The sequence below is a fragment of the Nonomuraea sp. NPDC049421 genome (assembly GCF_040677005.1).
GTDB lineage: Bacteria > Actinomycetota > Actinomycetes > Streptosporangiales > Streptosporangiaceae > Nonomuraea > Nonomuraea salmonea.
In genome coordinates, this window is sequence record NZ_JBFAQA010000029.1 from 1 (window position 1) to 23,438 (window position 23,438).

Genomic DNA, 23,438 nt, shown 5'->3' on the forward strand with positions numbered 1-23,438 from the left:
GTCGTGGTGTACGAGGAGAGCCGCACGGTCGGCATCGCACTCGGCGCCGTCATCGTGGTCGGCGCGCTGGCCATCTGGATGCGGTTCGACACCGTTAACCAGCGGCGCAAGGAGGCGAAGAAGGCGCAGGTGGAGGCCGAGTTCGAGGAACTGTCCGAGGAGCCGGCGGCCGGTGGCTTCCCTGTGCCGCCGCTCGACCTGCCGCACTACCACGGGGTGCAGCACAAGGAGATTCCCAGTGGGACTAACTGACTGGCTGAACCCCGTCAAAGGCTTCGGGGTCACCTTCCACACGATGTTCAAGAAGCCCGTCACGACGAACTACCCGGAGGAGAAGAAGCCGACGGCTCCTCGCTTCCACGGGCGTCACCAGCTCAACCGCTGGCCTGACGGGCTGGAGAAATGCGTCGGGTGCGAGCTGTGCGCCTGGGCGTGTCCGGCCGACGCCATCTACGTCGAAGGCGCGGACAACACCGAGGACGAGCGCTACTCGCCGGGTGAGCGTTACGGACGCACGTACCAGATCAACTATCTGCGGTGCATCCTGTGCGGCCTGTGCATCGAGGCGTGCCCGACGCGAGCGCTCACCATGACCAACGAGTACGAGCTCGCCGACTCCAGCCGCGAGAGCCTCATCTACACCAAGGAGATGCTGCTCGCGCCCCTCACGCAGGGCATGGAGCAGCCGCCGCACCCCATGCGGCTCGGTGAGACCGAAGAGGACTACTACCGGCTGGGGCGGACCAATGGGTGAGACCATCACTTTCTGGGTGCTGGCCGTCGTCTCCGTCGGCGCCGCACTCGGCATGGTCTTCAACCGCAAGGCCGTGTACTCCGCGCTGATGCTCGGCACCGTCATGCTCTGCCTGGCCGTCCTGTACGCCGTGCAGGACGCGCCGTTCCTGGCCGCGGTGCAGATCATCGTCTACACCGGCGCGATCATGATGCTGTTCCTGTTCACGCTCATGCTCGTCGGCGTGGACTCGTCCGACTCGTTCGTCGAGACGCTGAAGGGCCAGCGCTTCTGGGCGATCATCGCGGCCGTCGGCTTCTCGGTGCTGATCATCCTGGCCGTGGGCAACGCGATCTTCGCGCCCGAGGCCGGGCTAGCGGCGGCCACCCAGCAGGGCGGCTACATCCGCTCGATCGCGCTGCAGCTCTTCACCAAGTACGTGTTCCCGTTCGAGATCACCTCGGCGCTGCTGATCACCGCGGCGCTGGGCGCGATGGTGCTGGCGCACCGCGAGCGGGTCACCCAGAAGGCGACGCAGAAGGACCTGTCCCGGGCCCGCTTCCAGGGCGACCGCCCGTCGCCGCTGCCCGGCCCCGGCACCTACGCCAGGAACAACGCCATCGACATGCCGGCGCTGCTGCCCGACGGGTCGGTGGCCGAGTCCTCGGTCAACCGCTACATCGCCCGCTACGACGTGGAGCACGACCGCCTGCCGGACAACCCCAAGCTGGCCGAGGCGATCAAGCACACGGCCGAGGAGGGCACGGCGCCGACCGAGGCCGAGCAGGACGCCGAGAGCAATGAGGTGACCAAGTGACGACCCACTACCTCGTCCTGTCCGGCCTGCTGTTCGCGATCGGCGCCATGGGCGTGCTGATCAGGCGCAACGCCATCGTGGTGTTCATGTGCGTCGAGCTCATGCTCAACGCCTGCAACCTCGCGTTCGTGACGTTCGCCCGGCAGGTGGGCAACCTGGAGGGCCAGATCATCGCGTTCTTCGTGATGGTGGTGGCCGCGGCCGAGGTCGTCGTCGGCCTGGCCATCATCGTGACGATCTTCCGAACCCGCAGGTCCGCGTCCGTCGACGACGCCAACCTGCTGAAGTACTAAGAGGTGACTGGTGGAATCTCAACTCGCTGAGATCGTCCAGCACACCGGTGGAGTGATCGGCAACGCCTGGCTGATGATCGCGTTCCCGCTCGTGGGCGCGTTCATCCTGCTGGTGTTCAACCGGTTCACCGACCGTTGGGGCCATCTGCTGGGCGTGGCCATGTCCCTCGCCTCGTTCGTCGTGGCGGTGCTGGCGTTCTTCGAGCTGATCGGGTTCGGGGCGGAGGAGCGCCGCCGGGCGGTGCACCTGTACGAGTTCATCCCCGGCATGGTCGACATGGGGCTGCTCATCGACCCCCTGTCCATCAGCTTCGCGCTGCTGATCACCGGTGTGGGCTCGCTGATCCACATCTACTCGATCGGCTACATGGCGCACGACGAGCACCGGCGCAGGTTCTTCTCCTACCTGAACCTGTTCGTGGCCGCGATGCTGCTGCTGGTGCTGGCCGACAACTACGTCGGGCTGTTCATCGGCTGGGAGGGCGTCGGTCTGGCGTCGTACCTGCTGATCGGGTTCTGGCAGTTCAAGCCGTCCGCGGCGACCGCGGCGAAGAAGGCGTTCGTCGTCAACCGCGTCGGTGACTTCGGCCTGCTGGTCGGCATGTTCGTCATCTGGACCACGTTCGGCACCCTGACCTTCCAGGGGCTGGGCGAGCAGATCCAGCCCGGCCAGACCAACGGCGCGATGCTCGCCATCGGCCTGCTGCTGCTCCTCGGCGCCTGCGGTAAGTCCGCGCAGCTGCCGCTGCAGTCCTGGCTCCTCGACGCCATGGAGGGCCCGACCCCGGTCTCGGCCCTCATCCACGCCGCGACCATGGTCACCGCCGGTGTCTACCTGGTGGTCCGCTCGGGGGCGTTCTTCTTCCCCGAGGGCTCGGGCGCCGCGCTCGCCGCCGCCATCGTCGGCGCGGTCACGCTGCTCGCCGGTGCCATCATCGGTTGCGCGAAGGACGACATCAAGAAGGGCCTGGCCGGCTCGACGATGTCGCAGATCGGCTACATGATGCTCGGCGCGGGCCTCGGCCCCGCGGGCTACGCCTTCGCGATCGGCCACCTGATCACGCACGGCTTCTTCAAGGCCGACATGTTCCTCGGCGCCGGCTCGGTCATGCACGGCATGAACGACGAGGTCGACATGAGGAAGTACGGCGCGCTGCGCAAGGCCATGCCGATCACGTTCGTCACGTTCTTCATCGGCTACCTGGCGATCATCGGTTTCCCGCTGCTGTCCGGCTACTTCACCAAGGACGGCATCATCGAGACCGCGGTGCACCACCAGCCGATTCTCGGCTGGCTGGCCGTGCTCGGCGCCGGCGTCACCGGCTTCTACATGTCGCGGATGGTCTTCATGACCTTCTTCGGCGAGAAGCGCTGGGACAAGGAGGCGCACCCGCACGAGTCGCCGCTCGTGATGACGGTGCCGCTGATGATCCTCTCGCTCGGCGCGCTCGGCCTCGGTGCCTATCTGGTGCTGGGCGGCACGCTGTACAAGTTCCTGATCCCGGCGGTCGGTGGCAGCCTCGACACGGTGCCGGAGTTCGCGCCGTTCAGCACGCCAGGGCTCGTCACGCTCGCGCTCGTCGCGGTCGGCGTCGTGTTCGCCTGGCTGCGCTACGGCCGGGTCGAGGTGCCGTCGGTGCAGCCGCGCGGCAACTTCCTCACCACGTTCGCCCGGCGCGACCTGTACGGTGACGCGCTCAACGAGTCGCTCTTCATGCGGCCCGGCCAGTGGCTGACCCGCCTCGCGGTGTTCTTCGACAACCGCGGCATCGACGGGATCGTCAACGGCCTGGCGGCGGGCATCGGCGGCAGCTCCGGGCGCCTTCGGCGGATCCAGACGGGCTTCGCCAGAACGTACGCGCTGTCCATCCTGATCGGTGCCGCCCTGCTGACCGGCGCCCTGCTCCTCGTTGGGAACATCTGATGTCACCCTGGCTTCCGATACTCATGGCGGTGCCCGTGGTGGGCGCCGTCGTGGTGGCCCTGCTTCCCAAGGGCAGTGACAAGCTGGCCAAGCAGGTCACCCTGCTGTTCTCGCTGGCGACGCTGGTCCTGACCGGTGTCATGGCCGCCGGGTTCGACCCCGACGGCGACCGCTTCCAGTTCACCGCCGCCTACAACTGGATCCCGAGCTTCGGCGTGAAGTTCGGGGTCGGCGTGGACGGCGTCGCGCTCGTGCTCATCGCGCTGTCGGTGGTGCTGGTGCCGATCGTGGTGCTGGCCTCCTGGCACGACGCCGACGGCGTGAAGACCGCCGACGGCACGGTGATCGCGCCCAAGCGGTCGGTGAAGACGTACTTCTCCCTGCTGCTGGTGCTGGAGACGATGATGATCGGCGTCTTCGCGGCGACCGACATCTTCCTGTTCTACGTCTTCTTCGAAGCCATGCTGATCCCGATGTACTTCATGATCGGGTCGTACGGCGGCGCCCAGCGGTCCTACGCGGCCGTCAAGTTCCTGCTGTACTCGCTCTTCGGCGGCCTGCTCATGCTGGTCGCGGTCATCGGCCTCTATGTCGTCGCCGGCAAGCAGTCCTTCATGTTCCCCGAGCTCGTCGGGGCCATCCAGGACCCGGCCATGCAGAAGTGGCTGTTCGGCGGCTTCTTCATCGCCTTCGCCATCAAGGCGCCGCTGTGGCCGGTGCACACCTGGCTGCCCGACGCGGCCGCGCAGGCTCCGGCCGGCGCCGCGGTGCTGCTGGTCGGCGTGCTGGACAAGGTCGGCACGTTCGGGATGCTGCGCTTCTGCCTGGAGCTGTTCCCCGACGCGGCCAAGGCGTTCACGATGCCGATCGTCGTGCTGGCGGTCATCAGCATCATCTACGGCGCCATCGTCGCCATCGGCCAGACCGACATGAAGCGGCTCATCGCGTACACGTCGATCTCGCACTTCGGGTTCATCGTGCTCGGGGTGTTCGCCATGTCGGACGTCGCCCAGTCCGGTGCGGCGCTCTACATGGTCAACCACGGCTTCGCCACGGGCGCGCTGTTCCTGGCGGCCGGGTTCCTCATCGCGCGGCGCGGCTCGCCGTTCATCGGGGACTACGGAGGCGTGCAGAAGGTCGCCCCGCTGCTCGCGGGCTTCTTCCTGATCGCCGGTCTGGCCGGTCTCTCGCTGCCGGGCCTGTCGTCCTTCGTCAGCGAGTTCATGGTCATGATCGGCACGTACTCCAGCCAGGCCCACGGGTCCGGCGCGCTGACGGTGGCGGCGATCGTCTCCGCGGTCGCGGTGATCCTCGCGGCCGTCTACATCCTGTGGATGGTCCAGCGGACCATGAACGGGCCGACGGCCGAGCCGGTCAAGGCGTTCAAGGACCTGAACGCCCGCGAGGTCTGGGTGCTGGCTCCGCTGGTCGCCCTGATCATCGGGTTCGGCTTCTTCCCCAAGCCGCTGCTTGACGTGATCAACCCGTCAGTGCAACAGACGCTGACCAACGTGAAGGTACCCACCTCCACCGTCGCTGAGAAGGGGACAGGCCAGTGAACCCCGCCATCGAAGCGCCGACGATCGAGTACGGCACGCTGGCGCCGCTGCTGGTCGTCTTCGGCGCGGCCTGCATCGGCGTGCTCGTCGAGGCGTTCGCGCCGCGTTACCTGCGCAAGTCCATCCATGTGCCGCTCACGCTGCTGAGCCTGGCCGGCGCGTTCGCGCTGGTGCTGGTGCAGACGCTGCGCGGCCAGGTGTCCGCCACGCCGGCCGCCATGGGCGCGCTCGCCGTGGACGGGCCGTCGCTGTTCATCTGGGGCGTCATCCTCGTCCTGTCGTTCGTCTGCGTGCTGCTCATCAACGACGAGGGTCACTTCGTGGCCTCCGCCGCGGCCGTGCCGGGCAGTGCCGACGAGGAGGAGGCCGAGGCCCACGACAACGGCACCGGTCACACCGAGGTCTACCCGCTGGTCCTGTTCGCGGTGGGCGGCATGCTGCTGTTCCCCGCCTCGCACGACCTGCTGATGATGTTCGTGGCCCTTGAGGTCATGTCGCTGCCGCTGTACCTGCTGTGCGGCCTGGCCCGCAGGCGTCGCCTCCTCTCGCAGGAGGCGTCGATGAAGTACTTCCTGCTGGGCGCGTTCTCCTCGGCCTTCTTCCTGTACGGCACCGCGATGATCTACGGCTTCGCGGGCACCGTCTCGCTGCCGGGCATCAACCAGGCCATGGCCGCGGGCAACTCGCTCGACCCGCTGCTGCTCATCGGGTTCGCGCTGCTCGGCGTGGGCCTGCTGTTCAAGATCGGCGCGGCGCCGTTCCAGGCCTGGAAGCCGGACGTCTACCAGGGCGCCCCGACGCCCATCACCGCCCTCATGGCCTCCGGCACCCTCGTCGCGGCCGTCGGGGCCGTGCTGCGAGTCTTCTGGGTCGGCCTGGGCAACCTCGACTGGGAGTGGCGGCCGGTCATCTGGGGCGTCGCGGCGCTCACGATGATCGTCGGCTCGATCCTGGCGATCACGCAGACCGAGATCAAGCGCATGCTGGCGTACTCGTCCATCGCGCACGCCGGCTTCCTGCTGGTCGGTGTGATGGCCACGTTCGGCGACGCGCGGCAGAACGCCGACTCGCTCAAGGCGATCCTGTTCTACCTCGCGGTCTACGGCATCACCACGGTCGGCGCGTTCGCCGTGCTGACCCTCGTCCGCGACCCGGGCGGCGAGGCGGGGCACCTGTCCCGCTGGGCCGGTCTCGGCAAGCGGGCGCCGGTCCTGTCGGGCGTGTTCGCCTTCTTCCTGCTCGCCTTCGCCGGCATCCCGCTGACGAGCGGCTTCTTCGGCAAGTACGCCGTCTTCGCCGCCGCGCTGAACAGCGGCACGCAGCCCGGCGACTCCATGGGCGGCTGGATGGCCGGCCTGGTGGTCGTCGGTGTGGTCGCCTCCGCGATCGCCGCGTTCTTCTACGTCCGCGTCATCGTGCTGATGTTCTTCAGCGAGCCGGCCGCCGACGGCCCGGCAGTCGCGGTGCCCAGTATGGGGACCGTGGCCGTCATCGCCGTTTCGCTGCTGGTTACGGTAGGGGTGGGGCTCTATCCGGAGTCCGTGCTCGGTGTTGCCAACGACGCTGCTAGCAGCCTGTTCATCAGATAAGGGGATCTCGTATGTCCGCGCCTCCCGTGGTTGACCTTCCCATCGAGGACGAGCGGTTGGCGCAGGACGTGGCCAACGGACTGGCCGCGGTCGAGAAGCTCCTGCGCTCGTCCGTCGAGAGCGAGGACGCCTTCGTCACGGTGGCGTCCAAGCACCTCATCGAGGCGGGCGGCAAGCGGTTCCGTACGTTGATGGTGCTGCTGGCCGCCCAGTTCGGCGACCCGTCGGCGCCGGGTGTGGTGCCCGGCGCCGTGGTCATCGAGCTGACCCACCTCGGCTCGCTCTATCACGACGACGTCATGGACGAGGCCCCGGTGCGCCGGGGCTCCCCGTCCGCCAACGCCCGGTGGGACAACACCGTGGCGATCCTCACCGGCGACTACCTGTTCGCCCAGGCCTCGGATTTGCTCGCCGACCTCGGTCCCGAGCTGATCCGCATCCAGGCGCAGACGTTCTCGCGGCTCGTGCAGGGTCAGATCAGGGAGACGATCGGCCCGCGCGCCGACGAGGACCCGATCGGCCACTACCTGAGCGTCCTGTCCGACAAGACCGGCTCGCTGATCGCGGCCTCGGGCCGCTTCGGCGCGCTGCTGTCGGGCGCCCCGGCCGACGTGGAGGAGCGGCTCAGCCGCGCCTGCGAGGCCATCGGCGTGGCTTGGCAGCTCGGCGACGACCTGCTCGACGTGGCCTCCTCGGGCGCGCAGTCGGGCAAGACGCCCGGCACGGACCTCAAGGAGGGCGTCAAGACCCTCCCCGTCCTGTACGCGCTCGCCGCCGGCGACCACCCCCGCCTGACGGCGCTGCTGTCCGGCCCGGTCGCCGATGAGGACCTGGAGGAGGCCCTGACCCTGCTCCGCGCCCACTGCGGCATGGAGCGGGCGCGGGCGGAGCTGGTGGCCTGGGTGGACCGCGCCCGGGCCGACATCTCGGGCCTGCCCGACATCCCGGCCAAGGACGCGTTCCTGGCGCTCTGCGACTACGTGGTCGAGCGCTCCGGCTGAGCCTTGAGCGCCGCGACGCGGCTCCGGGCGGTCTGACGGGCCGCCCGGAGGCTGTCGTACGAGAAGAGCGCCAGCGCCAGCCAGACGATCGAGAAGCCGATCCAGCGGCTGGGCGGCATGGTCTCCTTGGCGATGAGCACGCCGCAGGCGAACTGCAGGATCGGCGCGATGTACTGCAGCAGCCCGATCGTGCTCAGCGGCACCCTGATCGCCGCCGCGCCGAAGCAGATGAGCGGCACCGCCGTGATGAGGCCGCCCGCGACCAGCAGCAGCGCGTGCCCCGCGCCCTCCTGGCCGAACGTGGCCGTCCCCGTCGTCTGCAGCCAGGCCAGGTAGCCGATCGCCGGCAGGAGCAGCACCAGGGTCTCGATGGCCAGGCTCTCCGTGGCCTCGACGTTGGCCCGCTTCTTGACCAGGCCGTAGATGCCGAAACTGAACGCCAGCGTCAGCGCCACCCACGGCAGCCGCCCGTAATTGAGCGTCAGCACCAGCACCGCCAGCGCGCCGAACCCGACCGCCGCCCACTGCAGCGGACGCAGCCGCTCGCGCAGCAGCGCCACCCCGAACAGCACGTTGACCAGCGGGTTGATGAAGTAGCCGAGGGCGCTTTCGACGACGTGGCCGCTGTTGACCGCGTAGATGTAGGTGCCCCAGTTGACGGTCACGAAGATCGCGGCCAGCGTCAGCAGCCCGAGCTTGGCGGGCTGCCTGAACAGCTGTTTCACCCACGACCAGTGCCGGCGTACGGCCAGTGCCACGGCCACCACGACGAGCGACCACACCATGCGGTGGGCGAGGATCTCGATGGCGCCGGAGGGCTTGAGCAGCGGCCAGTAGAGGGGGAACAGGCCCCACATGGTGTAGGCGGCGATCCCGTAGAAGATGCCACGCCGGGAGTCAGGCATGTAGTCCAGTTTCAGGCATTACCACCTTTCAATACAAATTTGATCTTCTTTGACTGATTATGTAGAGACGCTTAATCGTCGTATGGCGTCGTACAGTGAAGTGGAGGTGGTGGAGGCGTCGCCGTCCACAACGGCATTTCGGTGGACTTGACTTCGATACCGATGATCTCACCAGAGGCTCGTTCGAGTATGCCGTCGACTTCGACCCCATCTCGATCTCGGTAGCGATAGAGCTGTACAGGATCCTCGGACCACGTGAGCTGGGCGGGCCAGCTCACCAAGGGCGAAGTTCTCCATCAGTGGACCTCCGGGGGCCGTCATGTCGGACACGCGGGATGGGGTCAGACCTGCCCGATAGGCGCCAAGGCCAGAGTCGTCCAGCAGCAGTTTGGGGTCGCGCAAGGTCTGTCTTGGCAAAGCTTCAATAAGTGAGGGTGGCGGCCGCGTGGCAGGCCTGAAGCCTGCCGATACGCCCAGGGCTTGCAGTCTCATCTACTGGCGCGGTTCAGAGGGTGATGACGATCTTGCCGCGGACGTGGCGGGTGGCCTGGAGTTCCGTCGCCTCGCGGATCTTGTCCACGGGGAACGTCGCCGCGATGGGCATCCGGATCTTGCCTGTTGCGACCAGGCGGGCGAGCCCCTCCAGGTCGCTGGGGGTGGTGCTCGCGCCGTTGGCGGCTGGTACGCCCTCTACCTGGGCGGCGATGGTGCAGATGCGGTTGTCTGGGACGCCGAGTTCTCTGGCGGTCTCCACCGTCTCCGTTCCGTGCAGGTCCATGGCGGCGGTGATGCCGTCGGGGGCGAGGGCTTGGACTCGGTCGGCCAGGCCGTCGCCGTACGCCGCCGGCTCGGCCCCCAGGTCACGGAGGAAGTCGGCTGAGGTCGGGGAGCCCGTACCGATGACGCGTGCTCCTGCGAGCCGGGCCAGCTGGACGGCGAAGACCCCGACTCCGCCCCCCGCGCCGCCGATGAGCACGGTGTCTCCCGGGCCGAGGTCGGCCACCCCGACGGCGGCCAGGGCCGTGCGGCCGGCGATCGTGAGGGTGGCGGCGGTGTGGTCGTCGATGCCGTCCGGGGTGTGGTGGGCCTCGTTCGCCGCGTTCCCGTCGGCCGGGTCGATCACCACGTGGTCGGCGATCGCACGGGACAGGGCGCCGCCGAACACCCGGTCGCCGGGCGCGTAGCCGCTCACCCCGTCGCCGACCTGGTCGACCACTCCCGCGTAGTCCGTACCGAACCCGGCCGGGAGGCTCAGGCCGAACCGGGCGGCGGTGTCGGCGTCGGCGGTCATGATCCAGTCCATGGGGTTCAGACCGGCCGCGGTGACCCGTACGCGGATCTGTCCAGGGCCGACCTCCGGAACGGGGACCTCGCGGACGTCCAGGACCTCGGGGCCGCCCCACGCGTCGAGCTGGACCGCTCTGCCCTTCTGCTGTTCCTGCATGTGCACCTGTCTCCTTGGGGATCGAGGGAACGCGTTGAAACGGACTATGCTCCGTTTATTGGGATGACAGTAACACAACCGGAGCGTGATCCGTTTTGACTGAGGCTGAGATGCGCGCGCCGCGGGCGGACGCGGCCCGCAACCGCGACCAGTTGCTCGCGGTGGCGACCCGCATGTTCATGTCGGCCGAGGCCGAGCCGTCGATGCGGGCGATCGCGCGCGAGGCCGGCGTCGGCATCGCCACGCTCTACCGGCACTTCCCGACCCGGGAGTCGCTGGTCGACGCGGTCTACCGGGACCAGGTCGTACGGCTGACGTCCGGTGCCCAGGAGCTGCTCGACCGCATGCCTCCGGCGGCGGCGATGCGGCGCTGGATGGACCTGTTCGGGGACTGGATCGCGGCCAAGAGCGGCATGATCGACACGCTGGTCGCCATGATCGAGTCGGGCGAGATCGCCCATGCGCAGACCCGGGGCGAGCTGCTGGCGGCCATCACGACGATCCTCGACGCGGGGCGCGTGGCCGGCGACCTCCGCTCCGACGTCACCGCCGAGGACGTCGCCGACTCCCTCATCGGCATCTTCACCGTGGCGCCCAGGCGCGAACACGACGCCAAGGCCGCCCGCCTCCTGGACCTCCTGATGGACGGCCTCCGCCCCGTCGCCTGAGCCCCAGAAGGAAGGTAGGGCTGATGCGCTTTTTCTGGTGGGTGGTGGTGCCGGTGCTGGCCGGGCTCGTTCTGTTCGCCGCCGTACGCGAGGTGGTCCCCGCGTACACGGCGCAGTTCGGCACCGGGATCCCCGGCACTTTCACCGCCACCGAACGGAACTGCGGCGGACGCAGTTGCAGCTGGCGGGGGATTTTCGTCTCTGATGACGGCTCAGTCGTCAGGCGGGGGATCGGTCTCACGCCGGGCGCGGAGCCGGCCCGGGTGGGGGATCGGGTGCCGGCCATAGAGGCGGGTAATCGGTACAACGTCTATCCACGGGACGGCTCCACGGACTGGTTCCTCATCACCTTGCTCGGCACGGTCAGCGTGGGCGTGCTCGCCGCTTGGGGCATCGGAGTGGTACGCGCGATTCGCCGATCGGTGGGCTGGGGTCCGTCTGGATCCTGAGTCGGGGGGGCTCGCCGGGTCCGATTCTGCGATGGCCTTCTCCGGCGTATGCGCTGGGATTCTGTACAGATCGATGTCCAGTTCATTTATGACTGTTCTGCACGACGCCACTGAATTGAGCGTCACCGAGGCGGCCAAGCGAGGCGTTGCCCGCCTGGTGGCCGACACGGAGCATCCGCCCTTCCGGACGATGAGTCAGTCGTGTCCGACGTCATCTTCACTGCGCCGGCAGTCGACGATCTCAGGCGCATCGGCCCGGACGCGGTGCCCGAAGTGCTCAAGAAGATACTCCTTCTGCTGGACGATCCTGAGGCCGGTTATCCGCTGAGCGGGGAGCTGACCGGTTGTCGCAAGCTGGTGGTCGGACGCAACACCTGGCGGGTCGTCTATCGGATCACCGAGGACAAGACAGTGGAGATCTGCGAGGTGTGGGCGGTCGGTGAGCGGGCTGCGATCGACGTGTGGGCGGAGTACCGATCCAAGCCTCAGTAGTTCGCGCATCCTGGTTTCAGCTTGGTGTCTCGTCGGTCCATTCGGCGACTTCATAAGTTGCGTACTCCGCCAGCTCGCCGGGCTGGTGGAAGCGGTCGGGTTGGGTTTCGGGCGTCAGGCGGCGGGGTTTGCCGTCGTCGCCCGTTGGAAGGTCGCGGGAGCCTTGTGGCGGGGTGGCCACCAGGTCTCGCATGGCGAGCAGGGTTCCGTTGTCGGGGTTGATGATCCACTGGCGGCGGTACGTGCCGAGTTGCCGGGGTGCGGTGGAGAGGCCGAGAGGGATGGTCGTTTCCAGCGGCAAGGAGATCACCACTCCTGTACGGCCCAGCGGGTCGGTCGTTCGGCCTTCGACTTTTACGCCGGGCAGGGCGGCGAGCATGCGGAATGCGGCCGCTCGGACCGCCGGCGGGGCGGGTGCTTCGGCGAGCAGGGTGCCGGCCACGTCGCTCAGCGCCCGGATCCGCTTCTCGCCTTCCAGTGCCCGGATCGGCTGCCGGGTGACTTTCGGTGCGTACGCCTCCCAGTTGCCTTTGAGGTCCAGCAGCGCGTTCTTCAAGTCCTCGGGGTGGGTGGGCAGTGCGGCGAGTCGGCGTGGTGTCATGCCGAAGAATCGACGTTCGGTCACCTGGCGGCACGACTGTTTTCTGTCGGGGGCTTCGAAGAAGAGGAAGCCCGACGCGACCTCCACCTTTGTCGGAGCACCCGCGGCCTGCCATCTCTGCTTGTCGCGGGCGGTCCACGGGCGGGCGGGCAGATCCTTGACGGCGTTGCATCCCGTGCCGCGCAGGTCGGTCCAGGCGTCGTACCGCATTCTCGACTCGACCTTGTAGTGCTCCGCCGCGTTCTCGCCGACCGCGTGAATCTTCCCGACGATTCTGGTGGTGTGCCAGTACGTGCCGGTCGGCCCCCTCTGTACGTTGGTGGCGGCCACCAGAAGGGCGTTTTCCGGGGTCCGCTTGCCGGGAAGCTCCCGGTCCGGGGTTACAGAAATGGCGGCGAACGCTGCCGCGACCAGGGCGGCCGTCGCCATCGCCAAAGGGATTCCGAAGCGGCGTGGCCGGCGAACGGATCGCCAGTCCGCCCGCACGGCGAGCCGTTCCGGGCTTTCCTCCTCGGCCAATGCCGTCCGCATGCGCCGCAGTGCGTCGAGTTCATCCATGGTCGTTCTCCCGCAGGAGGGCCTTGCGGAGTTTCGTCCGGGCCCGGTGAATTTTGGCCTTGACGGTGCCGAGGGGCAGATTCAGTACGGCCGCGATCTCGGCGTACGACAGCTCGCCCCAGGCCAGCAGCAAAAGGGCGCTGCGATCCTGGGCGCTCAGCGTGGCGAGGGCCTTCGCCAAATGGGGGCCCTGCGCCGTGGCGGTGACGCGGTCGCTGACCAGGTCGGCGATGCCGTCCTCGGCCGGGTCCACGCCTGTTCGGGCGAACGCCCTGAACATCCGGGTCTCCTGCCGATGATGCTTGGCGATCGAGTTGCTGGCGATGCCCCACAACCACGCGCCGAACTCCGCCCGCCCGTCGAATCTCCCTCGCTGCCGGAACGCGGTGGCGAATGTCTCTGCGACGATGTCGTCGGCGAGCGTACGTCCGAGGCGGCGCTTGACATAGGCGTGGAGCCGGGGCGCGTGGCGGTGGAACAGTTCGCCGAACGCCTCGGGGTCATCCGAAGAGGCGGCGACGAGTTCCGCGTCGCCGAGCTGCTCCGTCGGCCGACTCACCACTCTGGCCGTGGCCATGGCGCGGTGTGTCGCTTCATGATCGGTTCCTCCGTGTCCGAGGTGCTGGTACCTCCTCTATCCCGATGGCCGCTTCCTGGTTGCTATGTCGTGAAGGTGTCGAGGTCGGTGAGTTCGGCGGAGAGCGTCCAGAGCCTGGCGGCGGAGCCGGGGTCGGTCGCCCATGGCTTCACGCCGCCGATCAGCATGTCGTCGGTGACGGCGGGGTCGGCGATGTCGCAATCCTGGCAGTACGCGCCGCCGTACGCGTCGAGCAGCGGCGACGTGGCGGCCCAGACGGCGGTCGCCGCGCCCTGCTCCGGGGTCTTGAAGCCGTCGGCGGGACGGCCCTCCGGGGTGATCCAGCCCTGGGCGAGCTGCTGCTCGCGGGGGATGCGCCGTTGCAGCGGGGTGAGGATGCTGCCCGGGTGCACCGCGAAGGCGCGCACGCCGTCGAACGTGTCGAGGTGGACGGCGAACAGGGCGTTGGCCGTCTTGGACTGCCCGTACGCGACCCAGTGGTCGTAGCCGCGACGGAAGTGCGGGTCGTCCCAGCGGATGTCCGACAGGAAGTGGCCCGACGAGGCGACGGACACCACGCGCGCTCCCTGGGACAGAGCGGGGCGAAGGCAGTTGATCAGGGCGTAGTGGCCAAGGTGGTTGATGGCGAGGTGGGCTTCCCAGCCGGGGCCGATGAGCTCGTACGGGTGAGCCATGACGCCCGCGTTGGCGAGGACGATGTCCAGGGAAGTGCCGGTCTCCAGGAACTTGTCACTGAAAGTCCGGATGCTGCCGAGATCCGCCAGGTCGAGCTCCCAGACCTCCGTCCGCGGGATGCCGCGCAGCGCCTCCGTCGCGGCGGCGGGGCGGCGAGCGGGCACGATCACGTGGGCTCCGGCGCGGATCAGCGCGCTCGTGGCCGCCAGTCCGAGCCCTGAGTAGCCGCCGGTGATCAGGACGTACCGGCCGGACAGGTCGATGCCGGTCAGGACGTCGTCCGCCGTGCTGTGCGCGCCGAACCCCGACCCGATCTTGTGTTGCGTGATGGTCATGCGGTGGAGGCTAGAATCTAGAGTGCGATCTAGGTCAAGCTATGGCGGTGCGTGATGGTCAGGAAGGCCGGCGACCTCTCCATCGGCGACGTCGCGAAGGTGACCGGCCTGGGCGTCCACGCATTGCGGTTCTTCGAGCGCGAAGAGCTCTTCCTCCGCCCGATCCCGCGTACGGCGGGCGGGCAGCGGGTCTACGAACCGGCCGACGTCGAATGGCTGCTGCTGTGCAACCGGCTGCGCGAGTCCGGCATGCCCATCGCGACCTTGAAGAGGTTCGCCCAGTTGGTCCGCTCCGGTCCCGGCAACGAGCCGGAGCGGCTCGCGCTGCTTGAGGAGCATGAGAGGGCCGTACGGGAGAAGATCGCCGACCTGACGGCCGGCCTGGACATCATCCACGACAAGGTCGTCACCTACCGCCGGCACGTCGAAGAGGGAACCGCAGCCGGCCTCTGGTCACCGCAACCTCCGACATAGCGGCGACTCGCCCGTGGCATCCTCATCCCGGAGGAGGTGCCAATCTACGGACGCGTGGTACGCGGCAGGTATGTCAACCCGGTCCGTTTCCGGTAGGCGGTGGTAGCCCCGTACAGCCAACATCAGAATAAGTTCTGACGTAACTGCGGATGTGAGCACCAGCCATGCAGAAGCGGTGACCTTCTCCGACCTGTCGAGAAATCCGCGAGCGGTCGCCGAACGTGCGACGCGCCTCGGGCGAGTCCGTGTCACGCACCGAGACGCTCCCGACTTCTACTTGACGGCAGCCGATCGGGAAGAAGAGCGTGAGCGGACGCTGGCCACCGCTTCCCGGCTGTTCCTAGCGTTGCTCAAGCACGATTGCACAGCACATACCCTGGTCATCGCCATGCCGGAGGTCTTCCCCTGGGTACGCCACCTGTCTTCGGACGAACTCCGTGCGTTCACGCGGGAACTGGTCGAGGCTCTCTCGGATGCGGCCGAGCTGGACGTCGACGCCACCAGCCAAGAGGTCATTGCGGGCTGGCGAGCCACTGCCAGGATAAAAGCGGATCCGGCGCAGTACGCGAGGCTCGTAAGGCGACGAGCGGCGACTTCGGCCCGGCCCAGGACGCATCTCCTCGGCACCCGAAGGACACCGAGTAGGCCCGGAATATCTATCAATGCCGGCCGGTGAGTTCCTGGGTGCCGATGACGGACAGGAGAGCTAGGCGGTCGGCGTCTTCCGTGCCTGGTTCGGCGGTGTAGACCATGAGGCGCAGGTCCTCGCCGGCCGCCACCAGCACGTCGCAGTCCAGCGTGATGGCGCCCACGTGTGGGTGGTCGATGGTCTTGCGGGCTGATTCGTGGCGGCCCACCGCGCCGGACGTCCAGAGGGTGGCGAACTCCGGGCTTTCGGTGCGGAGGCGGCTCATGAGGTGGTGCAGGTGGCGGTCGGACGGGTAGCGGGCGGCGGTTCTGCGCAGATCGGCTACCTGGGCGGCGCGGAGGGCGCCGAGTGAGTCCGGGGTGTGGCGGACGCGGGTGCCGGCGCCGAGGAAGTTGCGCCAGACGGCGTTGAGGTCGTCGCCCTGCCAGTCGCCCATCAACGCCGTGTAGAGGGGGTTGGCCAGGAGTTGGGTCCAGGCGGCGTCGAAGACCGCGACGGGCGTGCCGGTGAGGCGGTCCAGCATGCGGTGGACGCTCGGCGGGATGTACGCGGGGACCGTCGCAGCGCCGGGGGCGGCGAGGCCGGCGAGCTGGTAGAGGTGGGCGCGGGCGTCGCTGGTGAGGCGCAGGGCACGGGCGAGTGCCTCGACGACCTGGGCGGAGGGGTGGGTGGCGCGGCCCTGTTCGAGGCGGGTGAGGTAGTCGACGGAGATGCCCGCCAGCTGCGACAGCTCTTCCCGCCGCAGCCCGGCGGCCCGCCGGCGACCGCCCGCGCGCAGTCCCGCCGCCTCGGGCGAGACCCGGTCACGCCAGTGCCGCAGCGCCGCGCCGAGTTCTGTGGCTGCCATAACGGACAGTGTGCATCATCTCGTACGAACCAGTCCTGGCCCTGGCGGTCCTATGACCCGTCGGCGGCGTCACTGGCGATAGGGCTTGGTGTAGGGGCTCGTCGACTGGCGTACGGACTCGACGATAGGCCGCATGGCCGGTCCGGCCACGTAGTAACGACCTCGTGCCTGCCCCTGCGGCACCAGCCACTTGAGCCGGCACATCTCCCTGATGTCCCGGACGGCCTGCTGCGGGCTGAGTTCCGCGTCCTGCTGGTAGACCGTACGCCGGACGCGGGACTCCCAGAACGCCGGGAGCAGAGCGAAGACGGTGCGCTCGTCGAGGCCGTCCCCGACGGCCGCTTCTGAGAGCGCCGACCAGGCCCGGCTCAGCAGCGCGACCCGGCGTTTGGCCTGCTGGGCCTGCAGGTGGTGGGCGCGCACGGTTGGGCGATCAGCCCGACCTGAGCCGTGGACGGGCTGCGGGAGGCCGGGATGCGTCTGCCGGGTACGGGGTCGGGCTTCGGGGTCTTCGTTCGTCGTAACGGGGCCGGGTGAGAGTCACTCGCCGGGTGGGAAGGCGGTGGCGAGGGTGAGGTGGCGCCAGCGGGCTGCTTCTTCGGCCCGGGCGCGGGAGGACTGGTCGGCGAGGGTCAGGGCGTCCTCGCCCATGAGGAGGCGGAGCGGGGGGTCGTCCAGGGTGACGATGTCGAGGAGGACGCGGGCGGCGCGGGCCGGGTCGCCGGGGGCCGAGCGGTCGAAGCCGGCGCGGCGGTAGTTCATGGCGCCGACGGTCTGCTCGTAGTCGGGGCCGACCTGCGGGATGTGCATGGACGAGCCGGCCCAGTCCGTACGGAACGCGCCGGGCTCGACGATGGTGACCTTGACGCCGAACGGCTTGACCTCGTTGCTGAGCACCTCGGAGAAGCCTTCGACGGCGAACTTGGCCGACTGGTACGCCGCCAGCCCAGGCGAGCCGCCCACCCGGCCGCCGATCGAGGAGAACTGGATGAAGTGGCCCGAGCGCTGGGCGCGCAGGACGGGCAGGGCGGCCTTGGTGACGTTGACGACGCCGTAGAAGTTGGTCTCGACCTGGGCGCGGAAGTCGTCCTCAGGGGTCTCCTCGATGGGCGAGGAGTTGGCGTAGCCGGCGTTGTTGACGACGACGTCGAGCCGGCCGAACGCGGTGACCGCCTCCTGGACGGCGGCGCGGGCGGCGGCGGCGTCGGTGACGTCGAGGGCGAAGGTGCGGGCGCGGTCGCCGTACCGCTGGACGAGGTCGTCGAGCCGGCGCGGGTCGCGGGCGGTGGCGAGCACGTGGTCGCCGCGCTCCAGCGCGGCTTCGGCGAGGGCGCGGCCGAAGCCGCGCGAGCTGCCGGTGATGAGCCAGGTGGTGGTCATGGTGGTCCTCACGAGATAAGTGCCACTTGATTGTGGCAGTAATACTGTTATATGCAACGGATGTGGGTCTGTCAAAGAGGCATGTGTCACAGTTCGCGTAGACTGATCGGGTGATGAGAGCCGACGCCGCGCGTAACCTGCGGGCGGTCCTGCGTACGGGCGCCCGCCTGCTGGCCGAGGACCCGGCGACGAGCATGAGCGCCATCGCCGCCGCGGCCGGGGTCGACCGCAGGACCGTCTACCGCCGCTTCCCCACCCGCGAGGCGCTGCTCGCCGCCGTCTTCCAGACCAAGCTCGACGGCTCGGAGCGGGTGCTCGACGAGGCCAGGCTGGTGGAGGCGCCCGTGGCGGTGGCGCTGCACCGCTACGTCGAGGGCATCGTCCCGGTCAGCAGGGAGTGGCCGGTGGACGTGCGGCGGATGATGCGCGCCGACCCGACGGCCGACGTGCGGCGGAGCGAGCAGAGCGGGCGGCTCGACCGGTTCGTACGGCGGGCCGCCGACGAGGGGCTGATCCGCGGCGACGTGCCGGTGGCGTGGGCCCGCGCGATGCTGGACGACCTCGTCGACACCGCCGCCCACCGCTTCCCCGACCTCGACCCGCCGCAGGCCGCCGACCTGGTCGTGCGGAGCTGGCTCGGCGGCGTCGGCCACGGCTGATCGGTTCACAACGCGAGAGGCGGATTTGTGCGTCTCTACCTGGGGAAACCGCGGATTGCGGGCGGGAAGGCGATCACCGTAAGGTGAGGCGTCCCGACCCGAGCGGAGTGGTGATGCGCGAGCCGGAGCCGACGGCGGCTGATCAGTGGTCCACCTGGCCGACCGAGCCCGAGCTGCCGGGCTGCTGGCCGGGGCTCGGCGACGAGCATCGCGGTGACGGGTTCCACATCGACCGCAAGGGCGTCAAGAGCGTCGCCGGGCAGATCGTCGGCCTGGCGTTCGGTATGCAGCGCTTCGACGGGGTCCAGGACGCCGGCCCCGGGGTGCCCGAGGGCGAGTGGCTGCTGCCGTACCACCTCGGCCTGATGCTCTCCTCCGCAGCGCACGCCGTGGACGTGTTCTGGCGGGACCTGCACGCCGAGGTCGGCGTGGCCGGCCTGCTGATCGAGCGCGCGTCCTCCCGCTACGACCTCGCCGACGACCCCAAGCTCGGCGACGTGCCCGACTCCACCCTGAAGGAGCGGCTGCCGATCACGGGCGACCGCAACCACCTGAGCGACCTCTACCCGAACGGCGGCATCGACCTGAAGCTGCCCGGCACGTCGTACGACGTCGGCCACCTGACGGCGAGCCAGGCGCAGTGGAGCGTGTCCACCCTGCCCAGCGCCGCGGGCACGGCCGGCATGTTCTTCGGGCGGATGCCGGAGCCGCTGGTCGACCTGGCCAACCTGCTGCTCCGCCGGGCCCAGGACCTGCGCGACGCCCCCTGGTACGGCGCCGCCGCCGACCGGGCCCAGGGAGTGCTGCGGCAGATCTACGCCAACGCCACCGCGCTGGCCGCCGTCTCCGGCCGGCTGGACGCCGCGGCCCGCTCGTTCGTGGAGATCAGCGACTGGTGCAGGAAGAACTTCGAGCGGGTGGCCGACCCCGATCGCGGTGTCCTGCACGAGACCTTCGACTTCGGCGGCACGCCGGACAGCCGAGCACGAGACTTCCTCGCGCGGGCGAACAGCGCGTACATGGAGGTCTACGACAGCATGCCCAAGCGGATCACCGAGGACCTCCCGGGGCTCCAGGTGACCGACCGGGACGTGGGCGCGGAGGGCAGGAGGTTTCTCGAGCTGCGGCTCCGTGCCGAGGAGAGCCTGGCCGACAACCTGGCGGACGGCCCGCAGTGGTGGGTGGACCACGAGGAGGTCTTCGAGGGGCGCCGGCAGGCGGAGAAGGAGTACGGCTGAGCACGCGGCGTGAAATCAGCCGCCAACACGGAATGAACCATCGCTTTCCATCCGGCGGCCGTCGGCATCGGCAGGTGGACACGGCGAAACGAAAAAAGGATATTGGAAGGAAAGCGGAGGTGTTTTCATGCGCGTACGCCTTGACCATCTCGTCTGCTGGGTCTCCGATCAGCTCGTCTCGCTCCATTTCTACGAGCACGTGATCGGGCTGCCCGGAGTGCGGGCCGAGGAGTTCCGTGAGGGGAAGGCACCGTTTCCCAGCGTGCGGATCACGCCGACGTGCATCCTCGACCTGATGTCCTTCGAGGTGATGCGGGGCGTGGACGAGGGCACGGGGGTGCACGGCAGCGCCGGGCACCAGATCAACCATTTCTGCCTGGCGTTCGGGAAAGAGGATTTCGACGCCCTCAAGCTACGCCTCAAGAAACACCGGGTGGAGATCACCGGCACCGGCACGAACTCGTTCGGTGCGCAGGGCATCGCGCCGGAGACTATCTATTTTCCTGATCCCGACGGGAACGTGATCGAGGCCCGATACTACGAGTGAGCCTGGCGCGTACGGCACGGCGCGCGACGGGGCCCATGTCCTCCAGGGCCGTCACCAGCACCGCCAGCTGTTCGAGCGCGTCGAGCGCCTGCGCCGCGCCGTCGCCGTCGACGCCCTCGTAGAGCTCAAGCCCCACGAACGCCGCCGCCGTGGCCTTGGCCAGCCCCGCGACGTCCACGAACTCGGCCAGCGGCGAGTTCGCCAGCACGCGCGTGAGCGCCTGCTCGACCTCGGCGATCCACAGGTTGAGCCCGGCGACCACGGCGGGCGCCAGCTTCTCGTCGGTCTGGCTGCCGGCGAGGAGCTGCGCCAGCGCCGCCACGTTGCCCTCCGCCGCCTCTTCCGCGTGCACCTCGCGGCCGAGGTCGAGCAGCTCGCGCAGGGTGGCGACGGCGGCGAAGCGGTCGCGGTAGCGCTCGACGCGCCGGGTCGAGCCGTGGGCGCAGGCGGCCGACAGGAGCTGGTCGACGCTGCCGAAATGGTAGAAGACCAGGGCCTGGTTGACGCCCGCCGCGGCGGCGATCGTGCGTGCCGACGCGCCGGACATGCCGGACGTGCTGAGCGTCTCCAGCGCCGCTTCGAGCAGCTTCGTACGTGTGTCGGCCACCGCTCCCACTCCGTGCCGGTCAACGACGGGCATCCTCCCGTCTGGGCCTCACGCTAGCGGGAACGCCGTGCTCCGCGACGTCCACGTACGAGACCGTGAAGCTGCCCCAGTAGCCGAAGACGCGGCCGAGCCACGGGTTCGACACGGTCACCGCGATCCTGAACCGCTCGGCCTGCTCGTCGTAGTGCTCGGTGACGACGGCGGTGCCGGAGGCGGCGGCGGGCAGCGGCAGCGCGAGCGGGCCGAGCAGGCGCTGGCGGCCCGAGCGGATGACCAGGCCGCCCCTGTCGTCCACGGAGAGCGTCAGGGGGACGGCGAGGTGCTGGTGGGTGCCCAGGTAGTCGACGATCTCCCCTTGGGCGGGGTCGTAGACCATGGTGGCGTCGAAGCGGCTGCTGGGGAAGGTGCGGACGAAGGTGACGGTCTCGCGGCCGTAGGAGTCGGCGTACGGGTAGTTCTCGATGGTGAACGGCAGGTTCGTGCCGGTGTCGGTGGCGAGGATGTTGCGGCGGCGGCCCAGGGAGAGGAACGGGCGGACGACGGGGCCCGCGTTCCAGACCCGGTTCATCACGCCGGTGCCGACGCAGGCCTCTCCTGAGTCGAGCCCGACGCCGAAGCGGCGCTGGAGCTGAGGGTGGAGGCGGTCGAAGCGGGTGCCGAGCGCGCGCTGGAAGATCGAGGGCATGGCGGCTCCTGACGTTCGGGGCGGTGACGGTGGTGATGGCGGTGGCGGTGGTGGTGGTGGAGGCAGCGGCGGGCGGCGGGGGTGCCGGGGAGCGGCGGCCAGAGCAGGGCGGCGACGAGCACGGTCAGGGCCGCCCAGAGGGGCAGCGCGCAGCCGGCCGCGATGACGGCGGCCGCGCGGACGGCGACCTCGCCGAGCGCCCGGCGCAGCAGGCGCTCGGGGGTGACGCCGGTCTCCAGCCACAGGCGTAGCCGGTCGAAGGACCAGGCGGTGGCCCACCACATGAGGCGGCGGGGCAGCAGGCGGGGGCGGTAGCCGTAGGAGGTGAGGAAGCGCGTGCCGGCCGGGGTGGGCAGGTAGCGCCAGTAGCCCGCGCCGGATCGGATCGGCGACAGCGGGTGGGTGGAGCCGAAGCGCAGCGCCGACGTACGGGTGCCGTCGGCGGCGTGCCGGTCGCCCGTGGCGATGGCCGTGCCGCTGATGCCCAGCGTCGAATAGCGCAGTCGGCCGGAGCCGAGCGCGGTGATGCGGCCGAAGCGCAGGTCCCAGCGCTGGTGCAGGTCCAGGGCCTGGGTGGCCTGCCAGATCCGGTCGATGTCGGCGCTGATCAGGGTCTCGACGTAGAGGCGCATGCGCACGTCCCGGTGTATTTGAGCGAGTGCTTAAGGCGACCGTACGACGATTTGAGCGACTGCTCAAGTCCGCGGAAGTGTCGGACTCGTCTGGTACACAGGCGGCATGGGTGTGACCGTGGATGAGTTCCTTGAGCTGCTGGACGAGTTGCCCGAGGTGCGCACGAACCATGCGGGCGAGTGGATCGGCCTCAAGGTGCGCGGCAAGGGCTTCGGCTACCTGTGGGAGGCCACCGAGACCGTCGGGCTCAAGGCGACCATCGAGGAGCAGATCGCGCTGGTCAACGAGCGGCCCGAGGTGTTCGAGGTGCAGTTCACCGCCGGGCGGTTCGGCTGGGTCGTGGTGCACCTCGACAAGATCGACGCCGACGAGCTGCTTGAGCTGGTGGCCGAGGCGTGGTGCCTGACCGCGCCCAAGCAGCTTGTGGCCGACTTCGAGGCGAACCACCCGATCGGGCAACGGGTGCAATCCGGGTAATCTCGGGCAGCGTGACCTTCGTGAACGTCCGCCTGCGCGCATGGTGCGACGACGACGCCCCCGCCGTGCTGCGCGCCTTCCAGGCCCCCGACCTGCGCCGGCAGGCTCCCTTCCCGGTCGTCACGCTCACCGACGCCCGCGGCTGGATCGCCTCGTGGGAGGGGATCGGTCACGCCTTCGCCATCGTGGAGCAGGGCGTCGGGGTGGGTGCCGGCCAGGAGGATGGGCGAGGCGTCGCGGCGGACGACGCGGGGGAGCGGGTCGTCGGAAACGTGGCGGTGACCAGGATCGACGATCACCTTAACGGCTGGGTGTCCTACTGGGTCGTGCCCGAGGCGCGGGGTCGCGGGGTCGCGGTGGCGGGCACCGAGTTGCTGGCCCGGTGGGCCTTCGAGGAGCACGGGCTGTTCCGGCTGGAGCTGGGACACCGGACCAACAACGCGGCGTCGTGCCGGGTCGCCACCAAGGCCGGGTTCGTGGCCGAGGGGGTCGAGCGGGGGCGGCTCTGTTACGAGGGCGTGCGCTACGACGTCGAACGTCACGCTCGCCTGGCCACCGACCCCGCTCCGTCGCGCTCGCCTGGCCACTGAGCCCGTTCCGT

General features: G+C 69.2%; 29 protein-coding genes and 1 pseudogene. 18 read left to right on the plus strand and 12 right to left on the minus strand.

The window, feature by feature from the left end; all coding sequences use genetic code 11:
- The 8 genes and pseudogenes from AB0K18_RS37670 to AB0K18_RS37705 form a co-directional block, all read left to right on the plus strand.
- Positions 1-252, plus strand: a pseudogene (locus tag AB0K18_RS37670) (NADH-quinone oxidoreductase subunit H); the annotation flags it as partial.
- Positions 239-754: an NADH-quinone oxidoreductase subunit NuoI gene (gene nuoI / locus AB0K18_RS37675; protein ID WP_355419610.1), complete on the plus strand. Its 516-nt coding sequence runs from the start codon at positions 239-241 to the stop codon at positions 752-754. The pseudogene AB0K18_RS37670 and the gene nuoI, both read left to right, overlap by 14 nt.
- The gene (locus AB0K18_RS37680; protein ID WP_364924586.1) at positions 747-1,550 is read left to right on the plus strand and encodes an NADH-quinone oxidoreductase subunit J; all 804 of its coding nucleotides are present in this window, start codon (positions 747-749) and stop codon (positions 1,548-1,550) included. Before nuoI ends, AB0K18_RS37680 begins: the two co-directional genes overlap by 8 nt.
- A complete protein-coding gene (gene nuoK, locus AB0K18_RS37685; RefSeq protein WP_106246199.1) occupies positions 1,547-1,843 on the plus strand; it encodes an NADH-quinone oxidoreductase subunit NuoK in 297 nt (98 codons plus the stop codon). The genes AB0K18_RS37680 and nuoK overlap by 4 nt, the downstream gene beginning before the upstream one ends.
- A gap of 73 nt (positions 1,844-1,916) precedes the next feature.
- Positions 1,917-3,767, plus strand: a complete 1,851-nt coding sequence (gene nuoL / locus AB0K18_RS37690; protein ID WP_364924988.1) for an NADH-quinone oxidoreductase subunit L — start codon at positions 1,917-1,919, stop codon at positions 3,765-3,767.
- Entirely contained in the window at positions 3,767-5,326 is a 1,560-nt protein-coding gene (locus tag AB0K18_RS37695) for an NADH-quinone oxidoreductase subunit M (RefSeq protein WP_345394376.1), read from the plus strand. Before nuoL ends, AB0K18_RS37695 begins: the two co-directional genes overlap by 1 nt.
- Positions 5,323-6,915, plus strand: a complete 1,593-nt coding sequence (gene nuoN / locus AB0K18_RS37700) for an NADH-quinone oxidoreductase subunit NuoN (RefSeq protein ID WP_364924589.1) — start codon at positions 5,323-5,325, stop codon at positions 6,913-6,915. Before AB0K18_RS37695 ends, nuoN begins: the two co-directional genes overlap by 4 nt.
- Before the next feature lie 11 nt (positions 6,916-6,926).
- Positions 6,927-7,916: a polyprenyl synthetase family protein gene (locus AB0K18_RS37705; RefSeq protein ID WP_364924592.1), complete on the plus strand. Its 990-nt coding sequence runs from the start codon at positions 6,927-6,929 to the stop codon at positions 7,914-7,916.
- On the opposite strand, the gene rarD is transcribed toward AB0K18_RS37705, so the two are convergent.
- The 3 genes from rarD to AB0K18_RS37720 form a co-directional block, all read right to left on the minus strand.
- Positions 7,892-8,821: an EamA family transporter RarD gene (gene rarD, locus AB0K18_RS37710; RefSeq protein ID WP_364924594.1), complete on the minus strand. Its 930-nt coding sequence runs from the start codon at positions 8,819-8,821 to the stop codon at positions 7,892-7,894. The genes AB0K18_RS37705 and rarD overlap by 25 nt on opposite strands.
- 71 nt (positions 8,822-8,892) lie before the next feature.
- Positions 8,893-9,099: a DUF4143 domain-containing protein gene (locus AB0K18_RS37715; protein ID WP_364924991.1), complete on the minus strand. Its 207-nt coding sequence runs from the start codon at positions 9,097-9,099 to the stop codon at positions 8,893-8,895.
- Positions 9,100-9,326: 227 nt separating this feature from the next.
- Entirely contained in the window at positions 9,327-10,265 is a 939-nt protein-coding gene (locus AB0K18_RS37720) for an NADP-dependent oxidoreductase (protein WP_364924597.1), read from the minus strand.
- Between the two features lie 95 nt (positions 10,266-10,360).
- Between AB0K18_RS37720 and AB0K18_RS37725 the strand changes: the two genes are divergently transcribed.
- The 3 genes from AB0K18_RS37725 to AB0K18_RS37735 all read left to right on the plus strand — a co-directional run bounded on the left by AB0K18_RS37725 (position 10,361) and on the right by AB0K18_RS37735 (position 11,874).
- A complete protein-coding gene (locus AB0K18_RS37725; protein ID WP_364924600.1) occupies positions 10,361-10,933 on the plus strand; it encodes a helix-turn-helix domain-containing protein in 573 nt (190 codons plus the stop codon).
- A 23-nt stretch (positions 10,934-10,956) separates the two neighbouring features.
- Positions 10,957-11,382, plus strand: coding sequence for a hypothetical protein (locus AB0K18_RS37730; RefSeq protein WP_364924603.1), 426 nt, complete (start codon positions 10,957-10,959; stop codon positions 11,380-11,382).
- A 201-nt stretch (positions 11,383-11,583) separates the two neighbouring features.
- Complete coding sequence (locus AB0K18_RS37735) at positions 11,584-11,874, plus strand: type II toxin-antitoxin system mRNA interferase toxin, RelE/StbE family (RefSeq protein WP_364924606.1); 291 nt, start codon at positions 11,584-11,586, stop codon at positions 11,872-11,874.
- 16 nt (positions 11,875-11,890) lie between these two features.
- Here AB0K18_RS37735 and AB0K18_RS37740 read toward each other — a convergent pair whose 3' ends face one another.
- From AB0K18_RS37740 to AB0K18_RS37750, 3 genes are all read right to left on the minus strand, one after another.
- Entirely contained in the window at positions 11,891-13,033 is a 1,143-nt protein-coding gene (locus AB0K18_RS37740; protein WP_364924608.1) for a CU044_5270 family protein, read from the minus strand.
- Positions 13,026-13,610 (minus strand): RNA polymerase sigma factor, encoded by a 585-nt coding sequence (locus AB0K18_RS37745; RefSeq protein WP_364924611.1) that lies wholly within the window; start codon positions 13,608-13,610, stop codon positions 13,026-13,028. The genes AB0K18_RS37740 and AB0K18_RS37745 overlap by 8 nt, the downstream gene beginning before the upstream one ends.
- 83 nt (positions 13,611-13,693) lie before the next feature.
- A complete protein-coding gene (locus AB0K18_RS37750) occupies positions 13,694-14,641 on the minus strand; it encodes an oxidoreductase (RefSeq protein WP_364924613.1) in 948 nt (315 codons plus the stop codon).
- A 54-nt stretch (positions 14,642-14,695) separates the two neighbouring features.
- On the opposite strand from AB0K18_RS37750, the gene AB0K18_RS37755 reads away from it, so the two are divergent.
- Positions 14,696-15,115 carry a MerR family transcriptional regulator gene (locus AB0K18_RS37755; protein WP_364924994.1) on the plus strand — a complete coding sequence of 140 codons (420 nt, stop codon included), beginning with the start codon at positions 14,696-14,698 and terminating at the stop codon, positions 15,113-15,115.
- A 388-nt stretch (positions 15,116-15,503) separates the two neighbouring features.
- On the plus strand, positions 15,504-15,791 hold the full coding sequence (locus AB0K18_RS37760) for a DUF6247 family protein (RefSeq protein WP_364924997.1): 288 nt from the start codon (positions 15,504-15,506) through the stop codon (positions 15,789-15,791).
- Here the strand turns inward: AB0K18_RS37760 and AB0K18_RS37765 are convergent.
- The 3 genes from AB0K18_RS37765 to AB0K18_RS37775 form a co-directional block, all read right to left on the minus strand.
- A complete protein-coding gene (locus AB0K18_RS37765) occupies positions 15,775-16,611 on the minus strand; it encodes a helix-turn-helix transcriptional regulator (RefSeq protein WP_364924617.1) in 837 nt (278 codons plus the stop codon). The genes AB0K18_RS37760 and AB0K18_RS37765 overlap by 17 nt on opposite strands.
- A gap of 69 nt (positions 16,612-16,680) precedes the next feature.
- Positions 16,681-17,034: a hypothetical protein gene (locus AB0K18_RS37770; protein WP_364924620.1), complete on the minus strand. Its 354-nt coding sequence runs from the start codon at positions 17,032-17,034 to the stop codon at positions 16,681-16,683.
- A gap of 117 nt (positions 17,035-17,151) precedes the next feature.
- A complete protein-coding gene (locus AB0K18_RS37775; protein ID WP_364924623.1) occupies positions 17,152-17,991 on the minus strand; it encodes an oxidoreductase in 840 nt (279 codons plus the stop codon).
- A gap of 113 nt (positions 17,992-18,104) precedes the next feature.
- On the opposite strand from AB0K18_RS37775, the gene AB0K18_RS37780 reads away from it, so the two are divergent.
- From AB0K18_RS37780 to AB0K18_RS37790, 3 genes are all read left to right on the plus strand, one after another.
- Positions 18,105-18,650 (plus strand): helix-turn-helix domain-containing protein, encoded by a 546-nt coding sequence (locus AB0K18_RS37780; RefSeq protein ID WP_364925000.1) that lies wholly within the window; start codon positions 18,105-18,107, stop codon positions 18,648-18,650.
- Between the two features lie 113 nt (positions 18,651-18,763).
- Positions 18,764-19,888, plus strand: coding sequence for a hypothetical protein (locus AB0K18_RS37785; protein ID WP_364924626.1), 1,125 nt, complete (start codon positions 18,764-18,766; stop codon positions 19,886-19,888).
- A gap of 127 nt (positions 19,889-20,015) precedes the next feature.
- A complete protein-coding gene (locus AB0K18_RS37790) occupies positions 20,016-20,435 on the plus strand; it encodes a VOC family protein (RefSeq protein WP_355419652.1) in 420 nt (139 codons plus the stop codon).
- Here the strand turns inward: AB0K18_RS37790 and AB0K18_RS37795 are convergent.
- The 3 genes from AB0K18_RS37795 to AB0K18_RS37805 are packed head-to-tail and all read right to left on the minus strand — an operon-like array spanning position 20,380 to position 22,359.
- Positions 20,380-21,042, minus strand: a complete 663-nt coding sequence (locus AB0K18_RS37795; protein ID WP_364924631.1) for a TetR family transcriptional regulator — start codon at positions 21,040-21,042, stop codon at positions 20,380-20,382. The genes AB0K18_RS37790 and AB0K18_RS37795 overlap by 56 nt on opposite strands.
- Positions 21,043-21,061: 19 nt before the next feature.
- Entirely contained in the window at positions 21,062-21,727 is a 666-nt protein-coding gene (locus AB0K18_RS37800; protein ID WP_364924634.1) for a DUF4166 domain-containing protein, read from the minus strand.
- Positions 21,610-22,359: a hypothetical protein gene (locus AB0K18_RS37805; protein WP_364925003.1), complete on the minus strand. Its 750-nt coding sequence runs from the start codon at positions 22,357-22,359 to the stop codon at positions 21,610-21,612. The genes AB0K18_RS37800 and AB0K18_RS37805 overlap by 118 nt, the downstream gene beginning before the upstream one ends.
- Positions 22,360-22,465: 106 nt before the next feature.
- Between AB0K18_RS37805 and AB0K18_RS37810 the strand changes: the two genes are divergently transcribed.
- Both AB0K18_RS37810 and AB0K18_RS37815 read left to right on the plus strand, forming a co-directional pair.
- A complete protein-coding gene (locus AB0K18_RS37810) occupies positions 22,466-22,837 on the plus strand; it encodes an MmcQ/YjbR family DNA-binding protein (protein ID WP_345394450.1) in 372 nt (123 codons plus the stop codon).
- 11 nt (positions 22,838-22,848) lie between these two features.
- Complete coding sequence (locus AB0K18_RS37815) at positions 22,849-23,427, plus strand: GNAT family protein (RefSeq protein WP_364924638.1); 579 nt, start codon at positions 22,849-22,851, stop codon at positions 23,425-23,427.
- The last annotated feature ends 11 nt before the right edge of the window (positions 23,428-23,438 follow it).

Excerpts from the sequence above, each read along its gene's own strand:
- AB0K18_RS37680 (WP_364924586.1), top strand. The coding sequence starts at position 747 with ATGGGTGAGACCATCACTTTCTGGGTGCTGGCCGTCGTCTCCGTCGGC.
- nuoL (WP_364924988.1), top strand. The coding sequence starts at position 1,917 with ATGATCGCGTTCCCGCTCGTGGGCGCGTTCATCCTGCTGGTGTTCAAC.
- AB0K18_RS37695 (WP_345394376.1), top strand. The coding sequence starts at position 3,767 with ATGTCACCCTGGCTTCCGATACTCATGGCGGTGCCCGTGGTGGGCGCC.
- AB0K18_RS37705 (WP_364924592.1), top strand. The coding sequence starts at position 6,927 with ATGTCCGCGCCTCCCGTGGTTGACCTTCCCATCGAGGACGAGCGGTTG.
- rarD (WP_364924594.1), bottom strand. The coding sequence starts at position 8,821 with ATGCCTGACTCCCGGCGTGGCATCTTCTACGGGATCGCCGCCTACACC.
- AB0K18_RS37720 (WP_364924597.1), bottom strand. The coding sequence starts at position 10,265 with ATGCAGGAACAGCAGAAGGGCAGAGCGGTCCAGCTCGACGCGTGGGGC.
- AB0K18_RS37730 (WP_364924603.1), top strand. The coding sequence starts at position 10,957 with ATGCGCTTTTTCTGGTGGGTGGTGGTGCCGGTGCTGGCCGGGCTCGTT.
- AB0K18_RS37740 (WP_364924608.1), bottom strand. The coding sequence starts at position 13,033 with ATGGATGAACTCGACGCACTGCGGCGCATGCGGACGGCATTGGCCGAG.
- AB0K18_RS37745 (WP_364924611.1), bottom strand. The coding sequence starts at position 13,610 with ATGGCCACGGCCAGAGTGGTGAGTCGGCCGACGGAGCAGCTCGGCGAC.
- AB0K18_RS37750 (WP_364924613.1), bottom strand. The coding sequence starts at position 14,641 with ATGACCATCACGCAACACAAGATCGGGTCGGGGTTCGGCGCGCACAGC.
- AB0K18_RS37755 (WP_364924994.1), top strand. The coding sequence starts at position 14,696 with ATGGTCAGGAAGGCCGGCGACCTCTCCATCGGCGACGTCGCGAAGGTG.
- AB0K18_RS37760 (WP_364924997.1), top strand. The coding sequence starts at position 15,504 with ATGCCGGAGGTCTTCCCCTGGGTACGCCACCTGTCTTCGGACGAACTC.
- AB0K18_RS37765 (WP_364924617.1), bottom strand. The coding sequence starts at position 16,611 with ATGGCAGCCACAGAACTCGGCGCGGCGCTGCGGCACTGGCGTGACCGG.
- AB0K18_RS37775 (WP_364924623.1), bottom strand. The coding sequence starts at position 17,991 with ATGACCACCACCTGGCTCATCACCGGCAGCTCGCGCGGCTTCGGCCGC.
- AB0K18_RS37780 (WP_364925000.1), top strand. The coding sequence starts at position 18,105 with ATGAGAGCCGACGCCGCGCGTAACCTGCGGGCGGTCCTGCGTACGGGC.
- AB0K18_RS37785 (WP_364924626.1), top strand. The coding sequence starts at position 18,764 with ATGCGCGAGCCGGAGCCGACGGCGGCTGATCAGTGGTCCACCTGGCCG.
- AB0K18_RS37790 (WP_355419652.1), top strand. The coding sequence starts at position 20,016 with ATGCGCGTACGCCTTGACCATCTCGTCTGCTGGGTCTCCGATCAGCTC.
- AB0K18_RS37800 (WP_364924634.1), bottom strand. The coding sequence starts at position 21,727 with ATGCCCTCGATCTTCCAGCGCGCGCTCGGCACCCGCTTCGACCGCCTC.
- AB0K18_RS37805 (WP_364925003.1), bottom strand. The coding sequence starts at position 22,359 with ATGCGCCTCTACGTCGAGACCCTGATCAGCGCCGACATCGACCGGATC.
- AB0K18_RS37810 (WP_345394450.1), top strand. The coding sequence starts at position 22,466 with ATGGGTGTGACCGTGGATGAGTTCCTTGAGCTGCTGGACGAGTTGCCC.